Consider the following 19,967-nt stretch of genomic DNA (forward strand, 5'->3'; position numbering starts at 1 on the left):
ATTTATAGTTAAATCGAAGATATGAAAAAGGAGACTATATTCAAACATATTTTTTATATTAAAAAAACCGCCTTATGAACATTGAAGAATTTAGAGATTATTGCTTATCAAAAAAATATGTTACAGAATGTTTTCCTTTTGACCAAACTACTTTGGTTTTTAAAGTGGCCGATAAAATGTTTGCATTATCGGGTTTAGAGCAGCACCCATCAAAGGTCAATTTAAAATGTGATCCAGAAAAATCCATTGAATTGCGTGAGCAATATTCGACTATTATTGAGGGGTTTCATATGAGTAAAAAACATTGGAACACCGTAACTATTGAAGGCGATTTAAAAACCGATTTTATCAAAGAATTGATAGATCACTCGTACAATTTAGTTGTAAAAGGAATGACCAAAAAACAACAAAAAGAATTGGGATTTATAGAGTAGTTGTAAAGTTTAAAAGTTCTAAAAAAATATACGAAGTTAGATGTTAAATATTAGAAGTTTTAGCTGTAGTTCGAAAGTTTAAAGTCGGAAGAGCAGAGTGAACTGGTGGCTGAGCGTAGCCGAAGCCATTATAGTTTGTTTGAAAGTTTATTAGTTGTACATCGAGGTTGTCACGCTGAGCTTGTCGAAGCGCAACAATCAAATTTAATGTTTCTTCCTAAATTCCGATGGCGTTATTCCCTTCATAGCTTTAAATTTTCGATTAAAATTTGCCAAATTATTAAAGCCCGATTTGTATGAAATTTCAGTAATACTTAAGTCGTTTTTTTTGGCCAGCAATTTACAAGCATTACCAATTCTAATATCAATTAAAAAATTTACAAAAGTCTTGTTGGTACGCTGTTTAAAATACCTGCAAAAAGCATTCGGAGTCATATTGGCAATATTTGCAACATCTTCCAGACTCACTTCCTTGTGAAAATTTTCCATCGAGTATTGAAAAATATCACTCATTCTTTTACCCTCATCACCAGCATATTTTTTTAAATTTATAAGCGAAGAAAGTTTAAGCTTATCGGCTTCAGTAATTAAATTTAAAATCTCTAAAAATGATATAAATTGCTCATATTTAGGGAGTTTTTTTAATTTAGATAACAATAAAGTAATTTTATCTTTGTTAGAAAGTACTTGGTAACCTAAAATAGAATCGTTAAAAAAGTGCTGAAAATGCTCAAATTCTGGTAAATTAAAAAATTCTTCACCATAAGAATTCTTCGAAAAAAACAGCGAAACAATTTCGGTTTCTTTTTCAAAAGCAGCATCTCTTTTAAAAACGTGAGGCAAATTTTCGCCAAGCACAAAAACATCGTGTTTTTTAAAATCGCCTACACAATCGCCAATAATATAAGTGCCTTCACCGTGTAAAACAACACTAATCTGAATCTCTTTATGTTGGTGTAATTTCTCGTAAAAAGTTTCATCTTTATAGTGTTCTACATATAAAGTTACATTTTCAGGTTTAGGAATTTTAAAGGGTAATACTTTCATTTTTAATAACTATGGGCTAAAATTAATCAATTATTTTTATAAATATAGGTAAATAAGGTAAAATAATACAATGTGAAAGCAATTTAATATCAAAAACAAAAATTTAAACCAGCAACCCTACGTTTTACCTTTGCGATACTTAGATTTTAGTATTAAATTGGACAAAAATACAAAGTAAAATTTAATACCCATTTACATCAATTTTTTTTGGGTGTTTCCGCAAGCGGTCGCGCTATCCGTTAAATCTTTTTTGGGTAATTTTTGCTTTGCAAAATCACCCAAAAAAGGATACCACTGCTATCGCTAACACAAGCTAATAGTACTTAAAATTAAAAAATGATTACAGGAAAAAACTACATAGGAAATTTATTAACCTCCATAGGAAATAAAACTTTCAAAACTTTTAATCCGCAAACAAATCTTGAAAATGACACTGTTTTTTACGAAGCTTCGGCTATAGAAATTGACAAAGCAGTAACATTGGCAACAGCAGCATTTAAAACATTTCAAAAAATACCAGGAGCTAAAAAAAGTGAATTTTTAAATGAAATTGCCAACCAAATTGAAGCACTTGGAGATCAGTTAATTGAAATGTATTGTGCAGAATCTGGTTTAACAAAAGAACGTGCAATTGGCGAACGTGGAAGGACTATTTATCAGCTGCGCTCTTTTGCAAATTTAGTAAACGAAGGTTCTTGGGTAGAGGCAGTAATTGAAACTGCAGATTCAAACCGACAACCAATTCCTAAAGTTGATATTCGTAAAATGTTGGTGCCTTTGGGGCCTGTTGTGGTTTTTGGAGCAAGTAATTTTCCGTTAGCGTATGCTACTGCTGGTGGCGATACGGCTGCGGCTTTGGCAGCGGGTTGTTCGGTAATTGTAAAATCCCATCCTATGCACGCGGGTACGGGTGAGTTGGTTGCTATGGCAATTATAAACGCTGCCGAAAAAACAGGTATGCCAAATGGTGTGTTTTCAAATTTAAACAGTAGTGGTATTGAAGTTGGTGTTACTTTGGTAAAACATCCAGGTGTAAAAGCTGTTGGATTTACAGGAAGTATAAGTGGAGGAAGGGCTTTATATGATATGGCAGCACAACGACCAGAACCGATCCCTGTTTTTGCCGAAATGGGTAGTGTAAATCCTGTAATTTTATTGCCAAATGCAGCCAAATTGAAAGGAGCAGATTGGGCCAAAACTTATGCAGCTTCTATTACATTGGGATCTGGACAATTTTGTACAAATCCAGGTTTAATTTTAGGAATTAAAGGCAATGATTTATCTCATTTTATGGAGTTTTTGTGTAATGAAATTGTAAAAATTGAACCTTCGTGTATGTTGCATCCAAACATAATTGGTGCTTTTGAAAATAATAAGTCAAAAATGTTGACTCAACCAGGTTTGCAAACTGCTGTAATTTTAGAAAAAGAAGTTCCAAAAAATTATGGTCGTCAAATCATCACAACTGTTGATGGAGCAACCTTTTTAGCAAATACCAATTTACATCACGAAGTTTTTGGGCCATTTTCTATGGTCGTTCAGTGTGAAAATATGGCGCAATTAGAAGCAATTATTTCAAATCTAGAAGCTCAGTTAACAGGGACTATTTTAGCAGAAAACGAATTGGAAAATTATGGCAACATAATTGATGTACTTCAAAACAGGGTTGGGCGAATTATTTTTAATGGTGTTCCAACAGGTGTTGAGGTTTGTGCGGCAATGGTTCACGGTGGTCCTTATCCAGCTTCAACCGATAGCCGTTTTACGGCAGTTGGTGTAAATTCAATTAAGCGATGGGTTAGACCGTTTTGTTATCAAAGTTGGCCAAATGAGTTGTTGCCAAACGCATTAAAAAATGAAAATCCTTTAGGAATCACACGAGAAATAAATGGAAATAAAACAATAGTAAGTTTGTAGTGAAATACTTATACAATCCGCTCAAAGCAATAATTTTGAAATAGAAATGTGTTGTAATTTTTTAATAAAGTAAATTCCCTCCTTGAGGAGGGTCAGGGAGGTGTTTAAATAATTGTTTTATAATTTAATATGATTTTTTTAACATTTAAATCCAAGGCAATCAATTGATAAATGTGTAATATTCCCTCAAAAAATAAAATCAAAAATCAAAAAATGAAATTTTTAAAGTCACTTGTATTATTTGTAACTATAAGTTTTAGTGTTGTAGCTTGCAAAACTATAAAATTAGAGCCAGTTGTAATTTTGTCTTTTCAGCAACAATTAGAAAAATTGTTTCCAGATGCTGAAATCACAAAAATGGAGCCAAAGGATTATTTTACAGATGCTTATCAGTTGGTTTTAAATCAGCCTTTGGATCATAAAAACCCAACAGCAGGCACTTTTAAGCAATATGTTTATTTGTCGCATATAAGTGAAACTGCACCTGTGGTTTTAGTTACCGAAGGTTATAATGCCAGGCCAAGAACCTATGAGCTTTCTAAGATTTTTAAAGGAAATCAGGTGCAAGTTGAATATCGATTTTATGGAAAATCTCGTCCAGATTCTATTCCTTGGCAGTATTTAACAAACGATCAGGCGGTTGAAGATTATCATACGATTGTAACTAAATTAAAAAGATTGTACACAGGTAAATGGGCTTCAACAGGCATTAGCAAAGGCGGTGAAACGGTGTTGATTTATAAATCTAAATATCCTTGGGATGTGCGTGTGGCAGTACCTTATGTGGCTCCGTTAATTAATGCTCAGGAAGATCCACGAACGCAGGCATTGATAAATACCGTTGGAAGTGATGAGTGCAGGGCAAAAATTGTACAATTTCAGCGATTGCTTTTAAAAAATAGGGACGCTGTTTTGGTTGAAATTGACAATTATGCGAAACTTAAAAATATGACTTTTACTGAGGTGTCAACCAATGAAGCTTTAGAATATGCGGCGTTAGAATTTCCATTTTCGTTTTGGCAATGGGGAGGAAAGTGTGATGAAATTCCTGATGAAACTGCAACAGCTAAACAGTTGTTTAATTATGTTAACAGCATAGTTGGAATTGGTTTTTACAACGATGAAACGTACTACGATTTGTTGCCAAGTTATTACCAGCATATGAATGAATTGGGTTATTATGGTTTTGATTCAGCACCTCTTAAAGATTTGCTGAAAGTTGTTAAAAATCCCACCAATTTGCGTTTTACGCCAAAAGATATTCCGTTAAATTATAGTCCTGAATATATAAATGAAGTGCGTGAATTTGCTGAAAATAGAGGGACTAAGATCTTGTATATTTATGGCGAATATGATCCTTGGGGTGCTTGTGCGCCAATTTTAAAGCCACAAGTTGAAGCTTTGAAAATGGTTTTAAAAGAAGGTTCTCATAGTACCAGAATTAAGGATTTTAGTGCTGAAGATCAGCAATTAATTTATGATGCTTTGCAAAAATGGATGGGGTATAGCACAACTATTTATCCGTTAGTTGAATAGTTTTGACTAACTTTTTTTGCGTTAAGGATGGCAGTGAAAAGCCCACAGCGATAGCGAGGACTTGTAACGTACAGCCTGACCCGAAGGGGAACGCCCAAATAATTGTGATTACTGATTTTTAAATGTACTTTTGCCGAGATAAAAAATTAAAATAAAATGTCGAAAGAATTAGAACAACGTAGTGGAAACAAGTGTGAATTGTGTGGGAATACTGAAAATTTGAGTGCTTTTGAAGTGTCTCAAGCTCCTGATGGAATTGCAGAAACGAGCATTTTTGCTTGTGCTACTTGTATAGATCAAATTGAAAATCCGGACAATGTTGATGCAAATCACTGGCGTTGTTTAAATGATAGTATGTGGAGTGAAGTTGCTGCTGTACAGGTGGTTGCGTGGCGTATGTTGAGTCGTTTACGCGCTGAAGGTTGGCCGCAGGATTTGTTGGATATGTTGTATTTAGATGATGAAAATTTGGCTTGGGCAAAAGCTACAGGTGAAGGTACCGATACTGAAAATGCAGTGGTGCATAGAGATGTAAATGGTGTTATTTTACAAGCTGGAGACTCGGTTGTGTTGATTAAAGATTTGAAAGTTAAAGGGTCTAGTATGATTGCAAAACAAGGTACTGCTGTTAGAAGAATTTCTTTAGATCGTGAAAACGAAAAATATATTGAAGGTAAAGTAGGGCCTACTCAAATTGTAATTATTACAGATTACGTGAAAAAAATATAATTTTTTTAAACATATAAAAAGCCTAAAAATTTGAGATGTTTGCTTAAAATTTTAGGCTTTTTTATTACGGTATATGCTGTAACACTGCAACTGAGACTGTTTACTGTCAACTTCGACAAGCTCAGTTTGACAAAACAGATTTTTATAGCTTTTTGAATTGTCTCTTTTTATTTTATAGATACGACTGCTAACTGAGACTGTTTACTGTAAACTAATCAATAGCGTTTGCAACAATCCAGCCACTGGTCCAGGCATTTTGAAAATTAAAACCACCTGTAACGGCATCAATATTTAGTACTTCGCCAGCAAAAAACAGGTTTTTGTGTAGTTTGCTTTCAAAACGCTTAAAGTTAATTTCTTTTAAATCTACACCTCCGGCAGTTACAAATTCGTCTTTAAAAGTACTTTTGCCGTTGACTTTAAAAACAGATTGCGTGAGTTGTTTTGCTAAATTTTCTAATTGTTTGTTGTTTAATTGTGCCCATTGCGTTGTTTCAGAAATGTCTGAAGCCAATACAAATTTTTCCCACAAGCGTTTTGAAACGTCTTCAAAAACCGAACGTAAAATAATTTGTTTTTTGGTGTTTTTTTGCTTTTCGGACTTTAATATTTCTAAAACAGTTTCTTGTTTTTTAGAGAGCCAATTGACTTCAATTTCAAACTGATAATCTTTTTGATGAAATTCTAAAGCACCCCAAGCAGATAGTTTTAAAATGCCAGGACCGCTCAATCCCCAGTGTGTTATTAATAGTGGACCTTGTTCTTCTAATTTTGAATTCAATACTTTTACAGTTGCTTTTGGAGCTGAAATTCCTGGGATATCTTTTAGCCTTTCATCTTCAATATTAAATGTAAACAACGAAGGAACAGGCGCAATAATTTTATGGCCTAAATTTGAAATAATGTCCCAAACTTTAGCATTGCTTCCAGAGGCAATCAATAAATAATCAGCAATAAATGTTTCAGAAGCTGTTTTTACAATGTAGGTATCTTCACTTTTTGAAATGCTGTCAACTCGGGTGCTTGTTTTTAAAATAACACCTGCATTTTTGGCGCTTTCTAAAAAGCAATCGATGATACTTTGAGACGAATTACTTTCAGGAAAAATCCTGTTATCATCTTCAATTTTTAAAGGAACGCCTCTGTTTTCAAACCATTCCATGGTATCGCCTGTCATAAATTGATGAAAAGGACCACGCAATTCTTTTTCGCCTCTTGGGTAAAATTGTACCAAATCAGTAGGTGTAAAGCAAGCATGTGTTACATTGCATCTGCCGCCTCCACTTACTTTTACTTTTTGTAGTACTTTGTTGCTGCCTTCTAAAATTACAACTTCTAAATCGTTATTTAATTCTGCTGCATTGATTGCTGCAAAATAACCTGCCGCGCCACCACCTATTATGATTAATTTTTTTTTCATTGTTTATTTTAGTTTCAAAGGTACAAAGGTTTAAAAGTTGTATGCGTTTAAGAGGTGAATTATAAAATTAAATCTTGATAAGGAATCACAGTTTGAAAGCCTTTTTGATTAAAATATTTTGGGGAATCTTGGTTTCCTGTAGCCAATATAAAATCGCCACCCCAAGCACCAAGACTTTTTGTTTGTCCGAAATAATCTGAAAAATAGATTTCCTGCACTGTTTTAAGTTGAATGGTTTTGGCAACCAATTCTTCATGTGTAAAAAGTAATTTTTCAAAATCTGTGAAATTTGTGCAATTGACAAACTCGTTTGTTAATTGTGAAATCTGCTCAATTTCAGAACTGATATTGCCTTTTAAAGCTTTAAAATGTTGAATGCCTTCGCGGCTATTTTGTTTTTTGTTTAAATACACAAAATACAGTTGATTTTTAAAATCTGGATTGAAATTAACTTCTTCAATTGTTGGATTTACACCGTTGCGCGTGTATAAAATAGGCGAATTGTGTTGTGCGCAGGCAATGTCGTAGCCACTACCGCCAAAGGTATTTTGGAGTAGCTCGTAAGGATTTACATTTGCCCAATTTGCCAAATTATTTATCAATGTTGAAGAAGTTCCTAAGCCCCAGTTTTTTGGAAAAGTCAGGTTTGTTTTTACCAAAAATCCTTGTTCCGAATTTAAAAATGAAGGATTTAGTTTTCTAATTGCCAATAAAATATCGAATAACATTTCAGCCAAATTGCCTTTGCCACCATCTTCTTTGTCGTTGTAAGTTGCACTTGTCAATCTTAATTTAGGCAATTCAAAAGAAGCTTCCAACCAACATTCGCCAGTATTTGTAAAGCTATTCCAAATTAATTCGGGTTGATTGATTTTTTCAATTTGTAAATCTTGTCCGCAAGTAGTTGGAACTGCTAAAGATTTTGCGCCATCTAGCACAAAATATTCACCTGTAATTAGTAATTTTCCGTTGCTGTAATATTCTTTCATTATTTATCTCCCACCAAATTATTATAAGCTTCAACAACCGCATTGTGTGTAATGGTTTTGTGCTCAAAATAATCAATTAAATATGCTTTTTCTTCATCACTTGCCCCCAATTGTTTTATAATATTGGTCAAGTGCATTTTCATATGTCCTTTTTGAATACCTGTAGTTGTTAAAGCCCTTAAAGCTGCAAAATTTTGTGCCAAACCAGCAACAGCAATAATTTGCATTAATTCTTTTGCTGAAGGATTTTCTAACAATTTTAACGATAATTTAGATAGCGGATGCAATTTTGTCAATCCACCAACCGTGCCTAATGCCAAAGGAATTTCAATCCAAAATTTAAAAATACCGTTTTCAATAGAGGCATTTGTCAAGCTTTTATAACGGCCACTTTTGGCAGCATAAGCATGTGCGCCAGCTTCAATAGCTCTAAAATCGTTGCCAGTTGCAATTACAACGGCATCAATGCCATTCATAATTCCTTTGTTGTGGGTTACGGCTCTATGCGGTTCTGCGTTTGCAATTTGTACAGCTTGTATAAATTTTTGTGCAAATAACTCCGAATTTTCAGCGTACAATTCTTCAACTTTACAGCTTACTTCAGCGTGTACCAAACATTCAGGAACGTAATTGGATAAAATACTCATTACAATTTGAATATCCTCTTTTTGAAATTCTTGCGCAATGGCTTCTAAACACGAGTTTATAAAGTTTGCACCCATACTATCAGCCGTTTCAAAAGTAACATGCAACTGATAATAGTTGTCTAAATCGGCTGTTTTATCACGCAATTCAATGTTTAAAATACCACCACCACGTTTCTTCATATTTTCGGTAATGGCTTCGGTAACTTTAAAAAGATTTTCTTTTTTTGAAGTAAAATATTTTTGAAGTTCATTTTTATCGCCTTCAAACATAAAATGAACCTGACCAATTTTTACGGTTGAAATTACGTTGGCTTTAAATCCACCGCGTGTACTCCAAAATTTTGCAACCAAAGAAGCTGCTGCAACAACAGAACTTTCTTCAATAGCCATTGGGATGGTATAATCTTTTCCGTTTATCACAAAATTTGGTGCGATTCCAAATGGTAAATAATAGTTTGAAATGGTATTTTCAATAAAATCGTCGTGTAAATCTTGCAACAACGGATTGGAATTCCAGTATTGCAATAACACTTGTTTTACTTTGGTATCGGCATTAAAATAGGTAGAAATTAACCAATCAATTTTTTCGAGCTTGGTTAATTTTGAAAATCCGTTTACAATTTTTGACATTTTTAGGTCTTGAATTATGAGTGTGCAAAGGTAAATTATTAATCAATATCAATACAAAATTAACATTTCTCACTTTTTTATGATTTATTTCAGTGTTAATTTTGCGATTTTTACTTAAACTTGGCACTTATTTAACATAACCTTGGTACATGAGAAAAATATTTATAGTTTTTTTGGCAATAAGTTCGTTTGTAACAGCCCAAAAAAAGGATATTACTTTAGCAGAAATTTGGGATGGAACCTTTAGAACAGAACGTATGAATTCGCTCAATTCTATGAATGGTGATTTTTATACTTTGTTAAATTTTAATCAGCAAACCCGAAGCACAAGCGTTGATAAATATAACTATGCTACTTTAGAAAAAGTTGAAACCATAGTTGATAGCAAAGATTTAAAACAGTTAAATTATTTTGAAAGCTATGAATTTAACAACAACGAAACCAAATTAATTTTAGGGGTAAACTCAGAACCAATTTATAGACACTCAAGTTTGAGTGTTTTTTATGTTTACGATTTGGCTTCAAAAACATTGCAGTTAATTGATGAAGATAAAATTCAGGAACCTACTTTTTCGCCAGATAGTAAAAAAGTAGTCTATGCAAAAAACAACAATCTTTTTATTAAAAATTTAGAAACAAATGAAGTTACCCAAATTACTGTTGATGGATTGAAAAATCATATTATCAATGGTATTTGCGATTGGGTTTATGAAGAAGAATTTGCGTTTGTAAAAGCATTTGATTGGAGTGCTGATAGTAAAAATATTGCATTTTTACGTTTTGATGAAACCGAAGTGCCAACTTTTTCAATGGATATGACGGGTACAGATTTATACCCAACCCAACAGGTGTTTAAATACCCAAAAGCGGGTGAGAAAAATGCGGAAGTTACACTTCATGTTTTTAATTTAGAAAGCAATAAAACTTCAAAAATTAATATTGGAGAATATGAATACATTCCAAGAATAAAGTGGACAAACAATGCCAATGTTTTATGTGCAACTACTTTAAATCGCCATCAAAACAACTTAAAATTGTATTTTGTAAATGCAACAGATTTTTCTTCGGAAGTTGTGTTGAACGAAACTGATGCTGCTTATATTGATGTTCATGATAATTTAACATTTTTAAGCGACAATAGTTTTATTTGGACAAGCGAAAATGATGGATTTAACCATATTTATCACTATTCAAAAACAGGAAAGTTAATCAACCAAATAACCACTGGAGATTGGGAAGTAACAGAATTTTATGGTGTTAATGAAAAAACAAAAACAGTTTTTTATCAGTCTGTTGAAGATGGTTCAATTAACAGAAGTATTTATGCTGTTGGTTTGAATGGAAAAAATAAAAAACGACTTGTAAATAAAATTGGAACAAACGAAGCTTCCTTCAATAAAAATTTCAACTACTTTATAAATACTTTTTCAGATGCAAATACGCCAACTGTTTACACTTTGCATACTGGTGAAGGAAAGCAATTGAAAGAAATTTTAAATAACAATAAACTTGCTGAAAAGTTAAATTTGTACAATACATCAAAAAAAGAATTTTTTGTTTTAAAAACTGAAAATGGCGCATTCAATGCCTGGATGTTAAAACCTTCAAATTTTGATCCAAGTAAAAAATATCCGTTGTTTATGACACAATATTCGGGGCCAGGATCACAATCTGTTAGTAATAGTTGGAATAGTGCCAACGATTATTGGTTTCAGCATTTGGCTGAAAAAGGCTATGTTATTGTATGTGTTGATGGAAGAGGAACAGGTTTTAAAGGAGCTGATTTTAAAAAAGTAACTTACCAAGAATTAGGTAAATATGAGGTTGTAGACCAAATTGAGGCCGCTAAAAAATTAGGAGAATTATCGTATATTGACCAAAATGAAATAGGAATCTGGGGTTGGAGTTTTGGAGGTTTTATGGCAAGTAACTGTTTGTTTAAAGGTGCAGACGTTTTTAAAATGGCCATTGCTGTAGCTCCTGTTACAAGCTGGCGTTTTTACGATTCGGTTTATACCGAACGTTATATGAGAACTCCGCAAGAAAACCCAGCGGGTTATGATGATAATTCTCCAATTAATTATGCAGATAAATTGAAAGGGAAGTTTTTATTGGTGCACGGTAGTGGAGATGATAATGTACACGTTCAAAACACCATGCGTTTGTCTAATGCCTTAATTGAAGCCAATAAACCTTTTGATCAGGCCATTTATCCAGACCGAACTCACAGTATTTACAGAGGAAAAAATACACGCTTACATTTGTTCACTAAAATGACTAACTTTATCGAAGAAAATTTAGGTAAAACCGATATTGAAATTCAATCACTTAAAATTTAACTAACAATTTAAAAATTAATTTAAACCCATATTTATGACAGATATTAAAATTAAGCAAGGGCATCCAAACGGTTTAATGACACTTTTTTTCTCCGAAATGTGGGAAAGAGTTTGTTACTATGGTATGCGAGTTCTTTTAACTCTTTATTTAGTAAAATCGTTGATGAAAGGTGATGCAGATGCAGCCTTAATTTATGGTGCGTACACTGGTTTGGTTTACGCTGCTCCAATATTAGGTGGTAAAATGGCCGATAAATTTTTAGGTTATAGAGGTGCAGTACTTTTAGGTGCTGTATTAATGGCTATTGGAGAGTTTGTTATTTTAGGTGGTTCTGAAGAGTTTTTAATGATTGGTATGGGAGCCCTAATTGTTGGTAATGGTTATTTTAAAGCAAATATTTCAACCATTGTTGGAAAGTTGTATGAAGACAATGATCCAAGACGTGACTCTGGTTTTACCATTTTTTATATAGGTATTAATATTGGAGCTTTATTGGCAACAACTGTTGTTGCTTATGTAGGTGAAACATACGGTTTTAAATACGGTTTTGGTCTTGCAGGTTTTGGGATGCTTTTAGGATTGCTTATTTTTTGGTCGGGTAGAAAAAATTTCGCTGCGGCTGAAGGTTTAGACGTTACTGCTGAAGGTAAACAAAAAGTTTTAGGACCTTTAAATAAAGCACATTTGGTGGCTATCTTGTCATTGTTGTTAATTCCAGTTTGTTATTTTTTAATCAGACAAAATAGTTGGATGGATTATATTTTAATTGGTTTATTTATTTTTATTTCATTCTCATTAATAAAAGCAGGGATTGCTGCAGATACCAAAGAAAAAGTTAAAATTTGGAAAGACAGAATGATTGCTTTATTGATTTTTATGATTATCAATATTGCATTTTGGGCTTGTTTTGAACAAGCAGGTACGTCGTTAACATTGTTTGCCGACAGAAATGTTGACAGAAGTATTTTTGGATGGGAAATGCCAGCTTCTATGACTCAGTTTTTCAATCCGTTCTTTATCATTGTATTTGGTTCTATATTTTCAGTAATGTGGGTTAAACTAGCTGCAATAGGAAGAAATCCAAGCATTCCGTTAAAATTTGCTTTTGGTATTTTACAGTTGGCTTTAGGGTTTTTAGTAACAGTTGTTGGATTGCAATTTGTAAATGCTGATTTTCAAGTGCCATTAATGACATTGGTTATCTTATATTTATTACATACTACTGGTGAATTGTTTTTATCACCTATTGGATTGTCAATGGTTACAAAATTATCTCCAAAAAATATTGCTGGTACTGCAATGGGAGCTTGGTTTTTAAGTTTTGCAATTGCAAATTATGTTGGTGGTAAAATTGCAGCAATAACAGGTGGACATAGTGAAAGCGGAGAAGCGCTAACTGCAAGTGAAGGTTTGGCTAACTATATTTCTATTTTCTCTACAATTGGATTTGTTTTAATTGGAATTTCAATTTTAATTATGCTTTTTAACAAACCATTAAAAAAACTAATGCACGGTGTTGTCTAATAATTCAAACATTTTAATGATAAAATTATAATAATAAAAAGTAAAAGCTCAGGTTATTTGTAACTTGAGCTTTTTATATAAAAACAATAACTTATGAGTACAGATAAAAAAGATTTAGGTTTTATTGGGTTGTTAAAATCTTTCACCCAGCCTTTTTGGATAGCAAGTGCTATGGAATTATTTGAGCGTTGGGCTTGGTATGGCTTGTTTGCTGTGTTGGCATTGTATTTAACAGGTTCAACAGATGAAGGTGCTTTGGGTTTTAGCCATATAGAAAGAGGTGAAATAATGTCGTATGTTACCTTTATTTTATATTTATTACCAATTATTACGGGCGCAATTTCAGATAAAATTGGTTATAAACTTTCATTAATTATAGCTTATGTACTATTAGGTGTAGGCTATTATTTTATGGGAGAAGTTACGTCTTATTCTTCAGTTTTTCTTTTGTTTTTAATTGTAGCTGTTGGTGCAGCAATGTTTAAACCAGTTGCATCTGCTATTGTTACTAAATCTACAGATGAACGCAATTCATCTTTTGGATTTGGTGTGTTTTATATGATGGTAAATATTGGAGGTTTTTTTGGACCTCTTTTTTCAGCAAAATTAAGAGATCAATATGGTTGGAAAATTGTATTTATAATGGCAGCTATGGCAATTGCTATAAACTTAATAATCGTAATATTCTTTTTTAAAGAACCAAACAGAGAAAAAAACGATGATTCATTAGGCGAAACTATTGTTAAGTCGTTAAAAAATATTTTAGAAGCACTTTCAGATATGAAATTGACTTTACTTCTTTTAATAATGGTTGGTTTTTGGTTAATGTTCAATCAATTATTTTATACTTTACCTGTTTTTATTGAAGAATGGGTAAATACAACGCCTCTTTATGATGCTTTGTCAAATTATGCTCCTTCAATTGCAGAATTTTTTAAAAATAAGCATGGTGGAATCAACCCAGAAATGGTTGTAAATCTTGATGCATTTTTTATCGTTATTTTACAAATGATTGTTTCAACAATTATTTTAAAATGGAAACCAATCAATGCTATGATGACAGGTATTTTTATTGCAGTTGTTGGTATTGCCTTATCTTTTTACACATCAAATGTATTCTTTACAATATTTGGTATTTTAATTTTCGCTATTGGTGAAATGACTTCAAATCCGAAATTCTCAGACTATATTGCTAAAATTTCACCTAAAGGAAAAGAAGCATTGTATATGGGGACTTATTTTTTACCTATTGCCTTTGCTAACCTGTTAACTAAATGGATTACGGGTGATTTATATCAAAACCTTTCTGATAAAGTGAGTTTAATTAGAAAAGAACTGACTTCAAAAAATATTGAGTTGCCTGAAATTAGTGATACCTATACAAAAAATCAGTTTTATGAAGAAGCTGCTTCAAAATTACAAATGACACAAGATCAAATGACAAACCATATTTGGGATATATACCATCCAGGAAGTATTTGGTATGTAATTGCGGCTATTGGTTTATCAACAATTATTGGTTTGGTTATTTATGATTATGTTATCAAAAAACAATTAAAAAAAGCGACTACAAACTAATTTATTAAAATGAATTTAAAAAGAAACGAATTTTTTGATACCCAAGTTTTAGGGCATCCATCTGGACTATTTGTATTGTTTTTTACTGAAATGTGGGAACGTTTTTCATTTTATGGAATGCGTGCGCTTTTGGTATTATTTTTAGTTAGTGCATTGGGTATTGGCGGATGGGATTGGCCACGTGAAAATGCCTTAGCCTTATACGGAACTTATTTAGCACTACTTTATTTAACACCAATTATTGGCGGAACTTTGGCCGATAAATATTTAGGAAACAGAAAAGCAATTATTATTGGAGCAGTTATCATGACGCTGGGTCACGCTAGTATGGCTATAGAATCCAATCCTTTCTTTTTGTATTTAGGTTTGGGTTTGTTAGTTGTTGGAACTGGTTTTTTTAAACCAAATATGACTTCCTTTATATCTGTTTTATACAAAGATTTTCCAGAAAAAAAAGATGGTGCTTATACCATTTTTTATATGGGTGTAAATGCAGGTGCTTTTTTAGGGATTATGCTTTGCGGTTATTTGGGTGAAATTTTAGGTTGGAGCTGGGGATTTGGTTTGGCTGGTATTTTTATGCTTTTAGGATTGCTTCAATTTACTTTTGCACAAGGTATTTTTGGTGATGTAGGAAGTAGACCAAATAAAGAAGATAAAACCATTGAAGCTGATGATCACAAAAAAGTTGAAGACAAATTAAATCCGTTTACGGTTGTTGATAAAATTTTAATTTTATTGGTTTCTGTTTTAGGATTGACTTGGGTTATCAACGATCCGCTTTCAAAAATAGGGACGGTTAATTTTTTAGAATTTGGCGGTGTAGATTATTCGGGTAAAACCATTGTTTTAACACTTATTTTATTTGTCTATTTATTGGGTTCAAGAATTGTAAGATACAGTCCAATAACACGCGATAAAATGTTGGCAGTTGTAATTTTTGCTTTCTTTATTATCTTCTTTTGGGCTTCATTTGAGCAAGCAGGTGGTTCTATGAGTATTTTTGCAAAAGATTATACAAGTCGTATTTTATCGGGTAATGCAGCGTTTATTTTTAATATTGTCGACATTATTATTACGGTTGTTCCAATTGCAATTATTACTTATGTGTTGTTTTTACTTTTCAAACAAACCTTCAAAAGATATTTTATTTCAAACCTGATTTTAGCATTTAGTTTTGTGTTGATTTGGGGAATTGTAATTTGGAAAATTTACACAAATTTTCATACCTATTCTTATGAAATTACTTACAATACGTATCAATTATCTGAAACGGTTAATGGCGAAGAAAAAACAACTACATTTCCGGTTACAGCAGCAACTGTTTTACCCGAAAATGCTGTTTTAATTGAAAATACAACAGTTGTTTTATCGTCTAATGATTTTGTTCAAAACGATAAAATTTCGATTGTTGATGTTGATAAAAAAGGAGCGAATTTTAAATATTTAACATCAGAGCAAGCAGCTTTAATCAATACCAATATTGATGCTACTGTGCTTAGAAAAAAGGACAATGAAATTCAGATTCCGGCAACTTGGTTTTTAATATTAAACTCGTTGTTTATCATTGCTTTTGCACCGTTGTTTTCTAAATGGTGGGAGAGTAAATACAATCCAAAACCTGCAAATAAATATGCCATTGGTTTGTTTTTCTTGGCAATAGGGTTTGCGTTTTTAGCTTATGGTGCAGCAGGTATTCCACAGGGAGCCAAAACAGCTTCTGTAAGTATTGTGTGGTTAATTTTAGCCTATTTATTTCATACTTTGGGGGAATTATGTGTGTCGCCTGTCGGACTTTCATATGTTAGTAAACTGGTGCCGCCTCGTATGATTGCTTTTATGTTTGGAGTTTGGTATTTGGCCTTGGCCATTGGAAACAAAACATCGGGTAAAATGGGTTCTATGATTGATGAAATTACAGCAAAATATGATATTTCAACCTTCTTTTTAATATTTACTTTTGTGCCAATTATTATTGGGATAATTGCAATTTTATTAAATCCTGTTTTAAAAAAATTAATGCACGGCGTAAAATAATTTACGCTTGTTTATAGCTTTAATTTAATATAAAAGCACCGTTTTGCATTGTATTGTAAAACGGTGTTTTGTGTTTTACACAACTTTCGGCCCATTTTAAAGTTGTGCTTTTGTAGTTAGATCCGTCTGCAATTACCAATTTGGGATTGAGTGTAGCTAACAACCTGTCTAAATTAATTTTTGGTGAATTTATCAATAACACCACGGTTGGTTTAACTTTTTTGAAGTTGTAAATACCCAAACTATCAACAATTAAAATAGTTTCGTTTTTGTAAAAATGTAAATTTTGAATTTTTGTTGAAGAAAAAACGGAGTCAATTCCTGTTCCAACCAAATAAGTTTTTAAAGGATTTTTTGTTGAAGAAAAATTGATGTTTGAAGTTTCAATGGTTAATTTTTTACCCATTCTATTCGCAATCATGCTTTCAGCAGTTTTGTTAAAAACAATCAAATTTTGAGTCGTTTGCAATTGGTGTTTTTCAAAAATAAAAATAGTTTGAATGGCTATTATTGAAAAAAATAGCAAAACAGCTCTTTTAAAATTTTGTTTTTCTGTCCATTTTAAAATGAAAAATAACAAGGCATAAAATGAACACAACAAAGCAAACGAAAATGAAATATTTTCTATAATAAATAATTGATGACTTGAAACCCAATTTATAAAATTGTTCATTTGTTCAATAACAAAACTATAAGCAATGGCAAATGGTGTAGGCAGTATATTTAAAATGGCCAATAAAATAAGCAATATGCCAACTCCTAAAATAATTCCTAAAAAAGGAATAATTACCAAGTTAGAAACAAAAAACAAACCTGGAAATTGATGAAAGTAAAACAAACTCAGCGGTAAAACACCCAATTGTGCTGCCAATGAAACTGTAAATAATTGCCAAATTTTATCAACGACCCATATTTTTGGATGCCATAATTTATACAATTTTGGTTGTATGTAAACTATTGAAAAAACAGCCAAATAACTCAGTTGAAAGCCAACATCAAACAAATAAAATGGGTTGAACAATAGTAAAAAAAACATTGAAATAATTATGGTGTGATACACATTTGAAGCCCTGTTTGAATACATTCCAATGGCTACGGCTGTAAACATAGTTACCGCTCTCACTACCGAAGCCGATAAACCAGCCAAAATTGCAAACAGCCAAAGCAAGATAATTACGCATACTGACGCAATTGTTTTTCCGTGTTTAAAATTGTTCAACGGTTGAAATAAAAAAATAAGAATTAATAGCAAAATTCCAATATGTAATCCTGAAACAGCTAAAATATGAATGGCTCCGGCGTTTGTGTAACTTTGCAATAAATCTGAAGAGATATCCTTTCTCTGACCTAAAAGTAGCGCGTCAATAACGCCCAATTCATCACCTTTAAATCCGTTTTTTAGCAATTCATTATTGATGTGGTTTCTTGTATTTGCAGCAATACTTGTTATTGTTGTTTCTTTTTTGAGCAATAAATAATCAGATTTGTTTAAATAGATTTGAAAATGAATTTGCTGATTTTTTAAATAGTTTTTATAGTTAAATTCATACGGATTTTTAGGTTTTGAAATTTCATTAAAAATGGTTTTTACAACAATTTTATCACCTACTTGCAATATAGCTTCAAGACTGTCTTTTTTAATATTTATTAAAATTTTTCCACTTGATTTTTGAGTGTTTAATTGCAAGATTTCACCAACATATTTTTCGCTATAATTACTTTCTTTTAATGTTTTTTGAATTGAAACAATTGCAGTTTGAGGTTCGTTTTCTGAAAACGATTGTTGATTTGCATAAAAACTGTTTTTGTGTTGCTCATTTTTAAATGTAATAGAAGCAATGCCAATACAAAAAGCGAGTAAATAAGTGGTAAAAGTAAATAGGAGGTTGGTTTCAAATTTTTTGTTTGCATATAAATAAACAGCTATAAAAGCAATGCTTAAACAAACTAAAAATATGGTTAAAGTATTAGGCGATATAAAAAAATAGCAGCCAAATAAAATACCTAATACAAGGCAAATAGTGAGTTGAGTTGGTATAAATTTTAAAATCTTTAACATAGCTCGTTAAAATTAGTAAAAAAGCAATAAATATTTTTTATTTTTTTGCGTTAAATGCTTCAGTAACAAAAGTTACCGAATGACATATGTCATTAAAGTGGTTGGTTGTAAAGAGTAAATTTGATTAAATACTAACCCTTTTCTTATGAAGAATTTAATTATCAGTGCTTTAACTATTGTAATTATCAACTTAAATGCGATAGCTCAAAATTATTCACCCTATATAAAAGTTGGTGAATCCTCAAAAAGTATCCAGCAAATTTCAGATGAAGTTACGGCTGCTCTTAACAATGCCTCTTTTACCGTTTTGGGACAATACAATCCTGAAGGGAAAAGCAATTTAAAAGTGATTGTTTTTACCTATAACGAATTAAAAAATACTGTTGTTAAAGTTGCAGACAGAGGTGCTTTGGCTGCTGCTTATAAAATTGGTTTGGTAGCTAATAATGGAAAAGTTACGGTTTCATATACCAATCCAGATTATATTTTGAGAGCCTATTTGGGAGACAATTTCAATAAATATAAAACTGTTTTTGACAAATTTAGTAATGATGTTAAAACAGCTTTAATGCCTGTTGGAAATGAATTTAAACCTTTTGGCGGAAGTGTTGATGCTGAAAAATTAGGAAAGTACCATTATAAAATAATGATGCCGTATTTTACAGATCCTGTTGAATTAAATGAATACAGTTCTTTTGATGAAGGTTTGAAATTGATAGAAAAGAATTTAAAAGCAAAAAAAGGACAAACTTTTGAAGTTTATAAAATTGTTTATCCAGATAAAAAAGTAGCTGTTTTTGGCGTTGCTTTACAAAATAAAGAAAATGGTGAAGCTGCTTTTTTACCAATTATTGGCGAAGCGCATATTGCAGCAATGCCTTATGAAATAATTTTACAAGGTAATACGGTAACAATGCTTCACGGAAAATATAGAATTGCTTTGCATTGGCCAGAATTAACAATGGGAACTTTTATGAATATTATGAGCACTCCAGGTGATATTGAAGATACACTTGAATTGCTTTGTGAATAAAAAAAATCAGCTCAAATTAATTTTAATTTGAGCTGATTTTTTACTTT

14 protein-coding genes are annotated in these 19,967 nt (G+C 32.0%); 9 read left to right on the forward strand and 5 right to left on the reverse strand.

All coding sequences use genetic code 11. The features are described from left to right. Nucleotides 1-74: 74 nt before the first annotated feature. On the forward strand, nucleotides 75-434 hold the full coding sequence (locus EC396_RS15710; RefSeq protein WP_129367810.1) for an MmcQ/YjbR family DNA-binding protein: 360 nt from the start codon (nucleotides 75-77) through the stop codon (nucleotides 432-434). A 204-nt stretch (nucleotides 435-638) separates the two neighbouring features. Here the strand turns inward: EC396_RS15710 and EC396_RS15715 are convergent, their stop codons facing one another. Then, nucleotides 639-1,481, reverse strand: coding sequence for an AraC family transcriptional regulator (locus tag EC396_RS15715; RefSeq protein WP_129367812.1), 843 nt, complete (start codon nucleotides 1,479-1,481; stop codon nucleotides 639-641). 336 nt (nucleotides 1,482-1,817) lie between these two features. Here EC396_RS15715 and EC396_RS15720 point away from each other — a divergent pair, with 336 nt between their 5' ends. The 3 genes from EC396_RS15720 (at nucleotide 1,818) to EC396_RS15730 (ending at nucleotide 5,663) form a co-directional block, all read left to right on the forward strand. Beyond that, on the forward strand, nucleotides 1,818-3,398 hold the full coding sequence (locus EC396_RS15720; RefSeq protein ID WP_129367814.1) for an aldehyde dehydrogenase (NADP(+)): 1,581 nt from the start codon (nucleotides 1,818-1,820) through the stop codon (nucleotides 3,396-3,398). 213 nt (nucleotides 3,399-3,611) lie between these two features. Further along, nucleotides 3,612-4,934 carry a S28 family serine protease gene (locus tag EC396_RS15725; protein WP_129367816.1) on the forward strand — a complete coding sequence of 441 codons (1,323 nt, stop codon included), beginning with the start codon at nucleotides 3,612-3,614 and terminating at the stop codon, nucleotides 4,932-4,934. A 156-nt stretch (nucleotides 4,935-5,090) separates the two neighbouring features. After that, a complete protein-coding gene (locus tag EC396_RS15730) occupies nucleotides 5,091-5,663 on the forward strand; it encodes an alkylphosphonate utilization protein (protein ID WP_129367817.1) in 573 nt (190 codons plus the stop codon). Between the two features lie 211 nt (nucleotides 5,664-5,874). On the opposite strand, the gene EC396_RS15735 is transcribed toward EC396_RS15730, so the two are convergent. Genes EC396_RS15735 through EC396_RS15745 form a run of 3 tightly spaced genes read right to left on the reverse strand, consistent with a single transcriptional unit; the run spans nucleotide 5,875 to nucleotide 9,349 of the window. Next, nucleotides 5,875-7,083 carry an NAD(P)/FAD-dependent oxidoreductase gene (locus EC396_RS15735; RefSeq protein ID WP_129367818.1) on the reverse strand — a complete coding sequence of 403 codons (1,209 nt, stop codon included), beginning with the start codon at nucleotides 7,081-7,083 and terminating at the stop codon, nucleotides 5,875-5,877. A gap of 59 nt (nucleotides 7,084-7,142) precedes the next feature. Continuing rightward, nucleotides 7,143-8,072, reverse strand: coding sequence for a GYDIA family GHMP kinase (locus tag EC396_RS15740; RefSeq protein ID WP_129367819.1), 930 nt, complete (start codon nucleotides 8,070-8,072; stop codon nucleotides 7,143-7,145). After that, nucleotides 8,072-9,349 (reverse strand): hydroxymethylglutaryl-CoA reductase, degradative, encoded by a 1,278-nt coding sequence (locus tag EC396_RS15745; RefSeq protein WP_129367820.1) that lies wholly within the window; start codon nucleotides 9,347-9,349, stop codon nucleotides 8,072-8,074. Before EC396_RS15745 ends, EC396_RS15740 begins: the two co-directional genes overlap by 1 nt. A 149-nt stretch (nucleotides 9,350-9,498) precedes the next feature. Here EC396_RS15745 and EC396_RS15750 point away from each other — a divergent pair, with 149 nt between their 5' ends. The 4 genes from EC396_RS15750 to EC396_RS15765 all read left to right on the forward strand — a co-directional run bounded on the left by EC396_RS15750 (nucleotide 9,499) and on the right by EC396_RS15765 (nucleotide 16,828). Further along, nucleotides 9,499-11,688 (forward strand): S9 family peptidase, encoded by a 2,190-nt coding sequence (locus EC396_RS15750; protein ID WP_129367821.1) that lies wholly within the window; start codon nucleotides 9,499-9,501, stop codon nucleotides 11,686-11,688. 34 nt (nucleotides 11,689-11,722) lie between these two features. Further along, entirely contained in the window at nucleotides 11,723-13,213 is a 1,491-nt protein-coding gene (locus EC396_RS15755; RefSeq protein WP_129367822.1) for a peptide MFS transporter, read from the forward strand. A 93-nt stretch (nucleotides 13,214-13,306) separates the two neighbouring features. Continuing rightward, on the forward strand, nucleotides 13,307-14,791 hold the full coding sequence (locus EC396_RS15760; protein WP_129367823.1) for an MFS transporter: 1,485 nt from the start codon (nucleotides 13,307-13,309) through the stop codon (nucleotides 14,789-14,791). Nucleotides 14,792-14,800: 9 nt separating this feature from the next. Beyond that, nucleotides 14,801-16,828: a peptide MFS transporter gene (locus tag EC396_RS15765; RefSeq protein WP_129367824.1), complete on the forward strand. Its 2,028-nt coding sequence runs from the start codon at nucleotides 14,801-14,803 to the stop codon at nucleotides 16,826-16,828. Between the two features lie 19 nt (nucleotides 16,829-16,847). Here EC396_RS15765 and EC396_RS15770 read toward each other — a convergent pair whose 3' ends face one another. Then, the gene (locus EC396_RS15770) at nucleotides 16,848-18,887 is read right to left on the reverse strand and encodes a ComEC/Rec2 family competence protein (protein WP_129367825.1); all 2,040 of its coding nucleotides are present in this window, start codon (nucleotides 18,885-18,887) and stop codon (nucleotides 16,848-16,850) included. 145 nt (nucleotides 18,888-19,032) lie between these two features. Here EC396_RS15770 and EC396_RS15775 point away from each other — a divergent pair, with 145 nt between their 5' ends. Then, a complete protein-coding gene (locus EC396_RS15775; protein WP_129367826.1) occupies nucleotides 19,033-19,920 on the forward strand; it encodes a hypothetical protein in 888 nt (295 codons plus the stop codon). The last annotated feature ends 47 nt before the right edge of the window (nucleotides 19,921-19,967 follow it).

The sequence above is a fragment of the Lutibacter sp. HS1-25 genome (assembly GCF_004121075.1).
Taxonomy (GTDB): domain Bacteria; phylum Bacteroidota; class Bacteroidia; order Flavobacteriales; family Flavobacteriaceae; genus Lutibacter.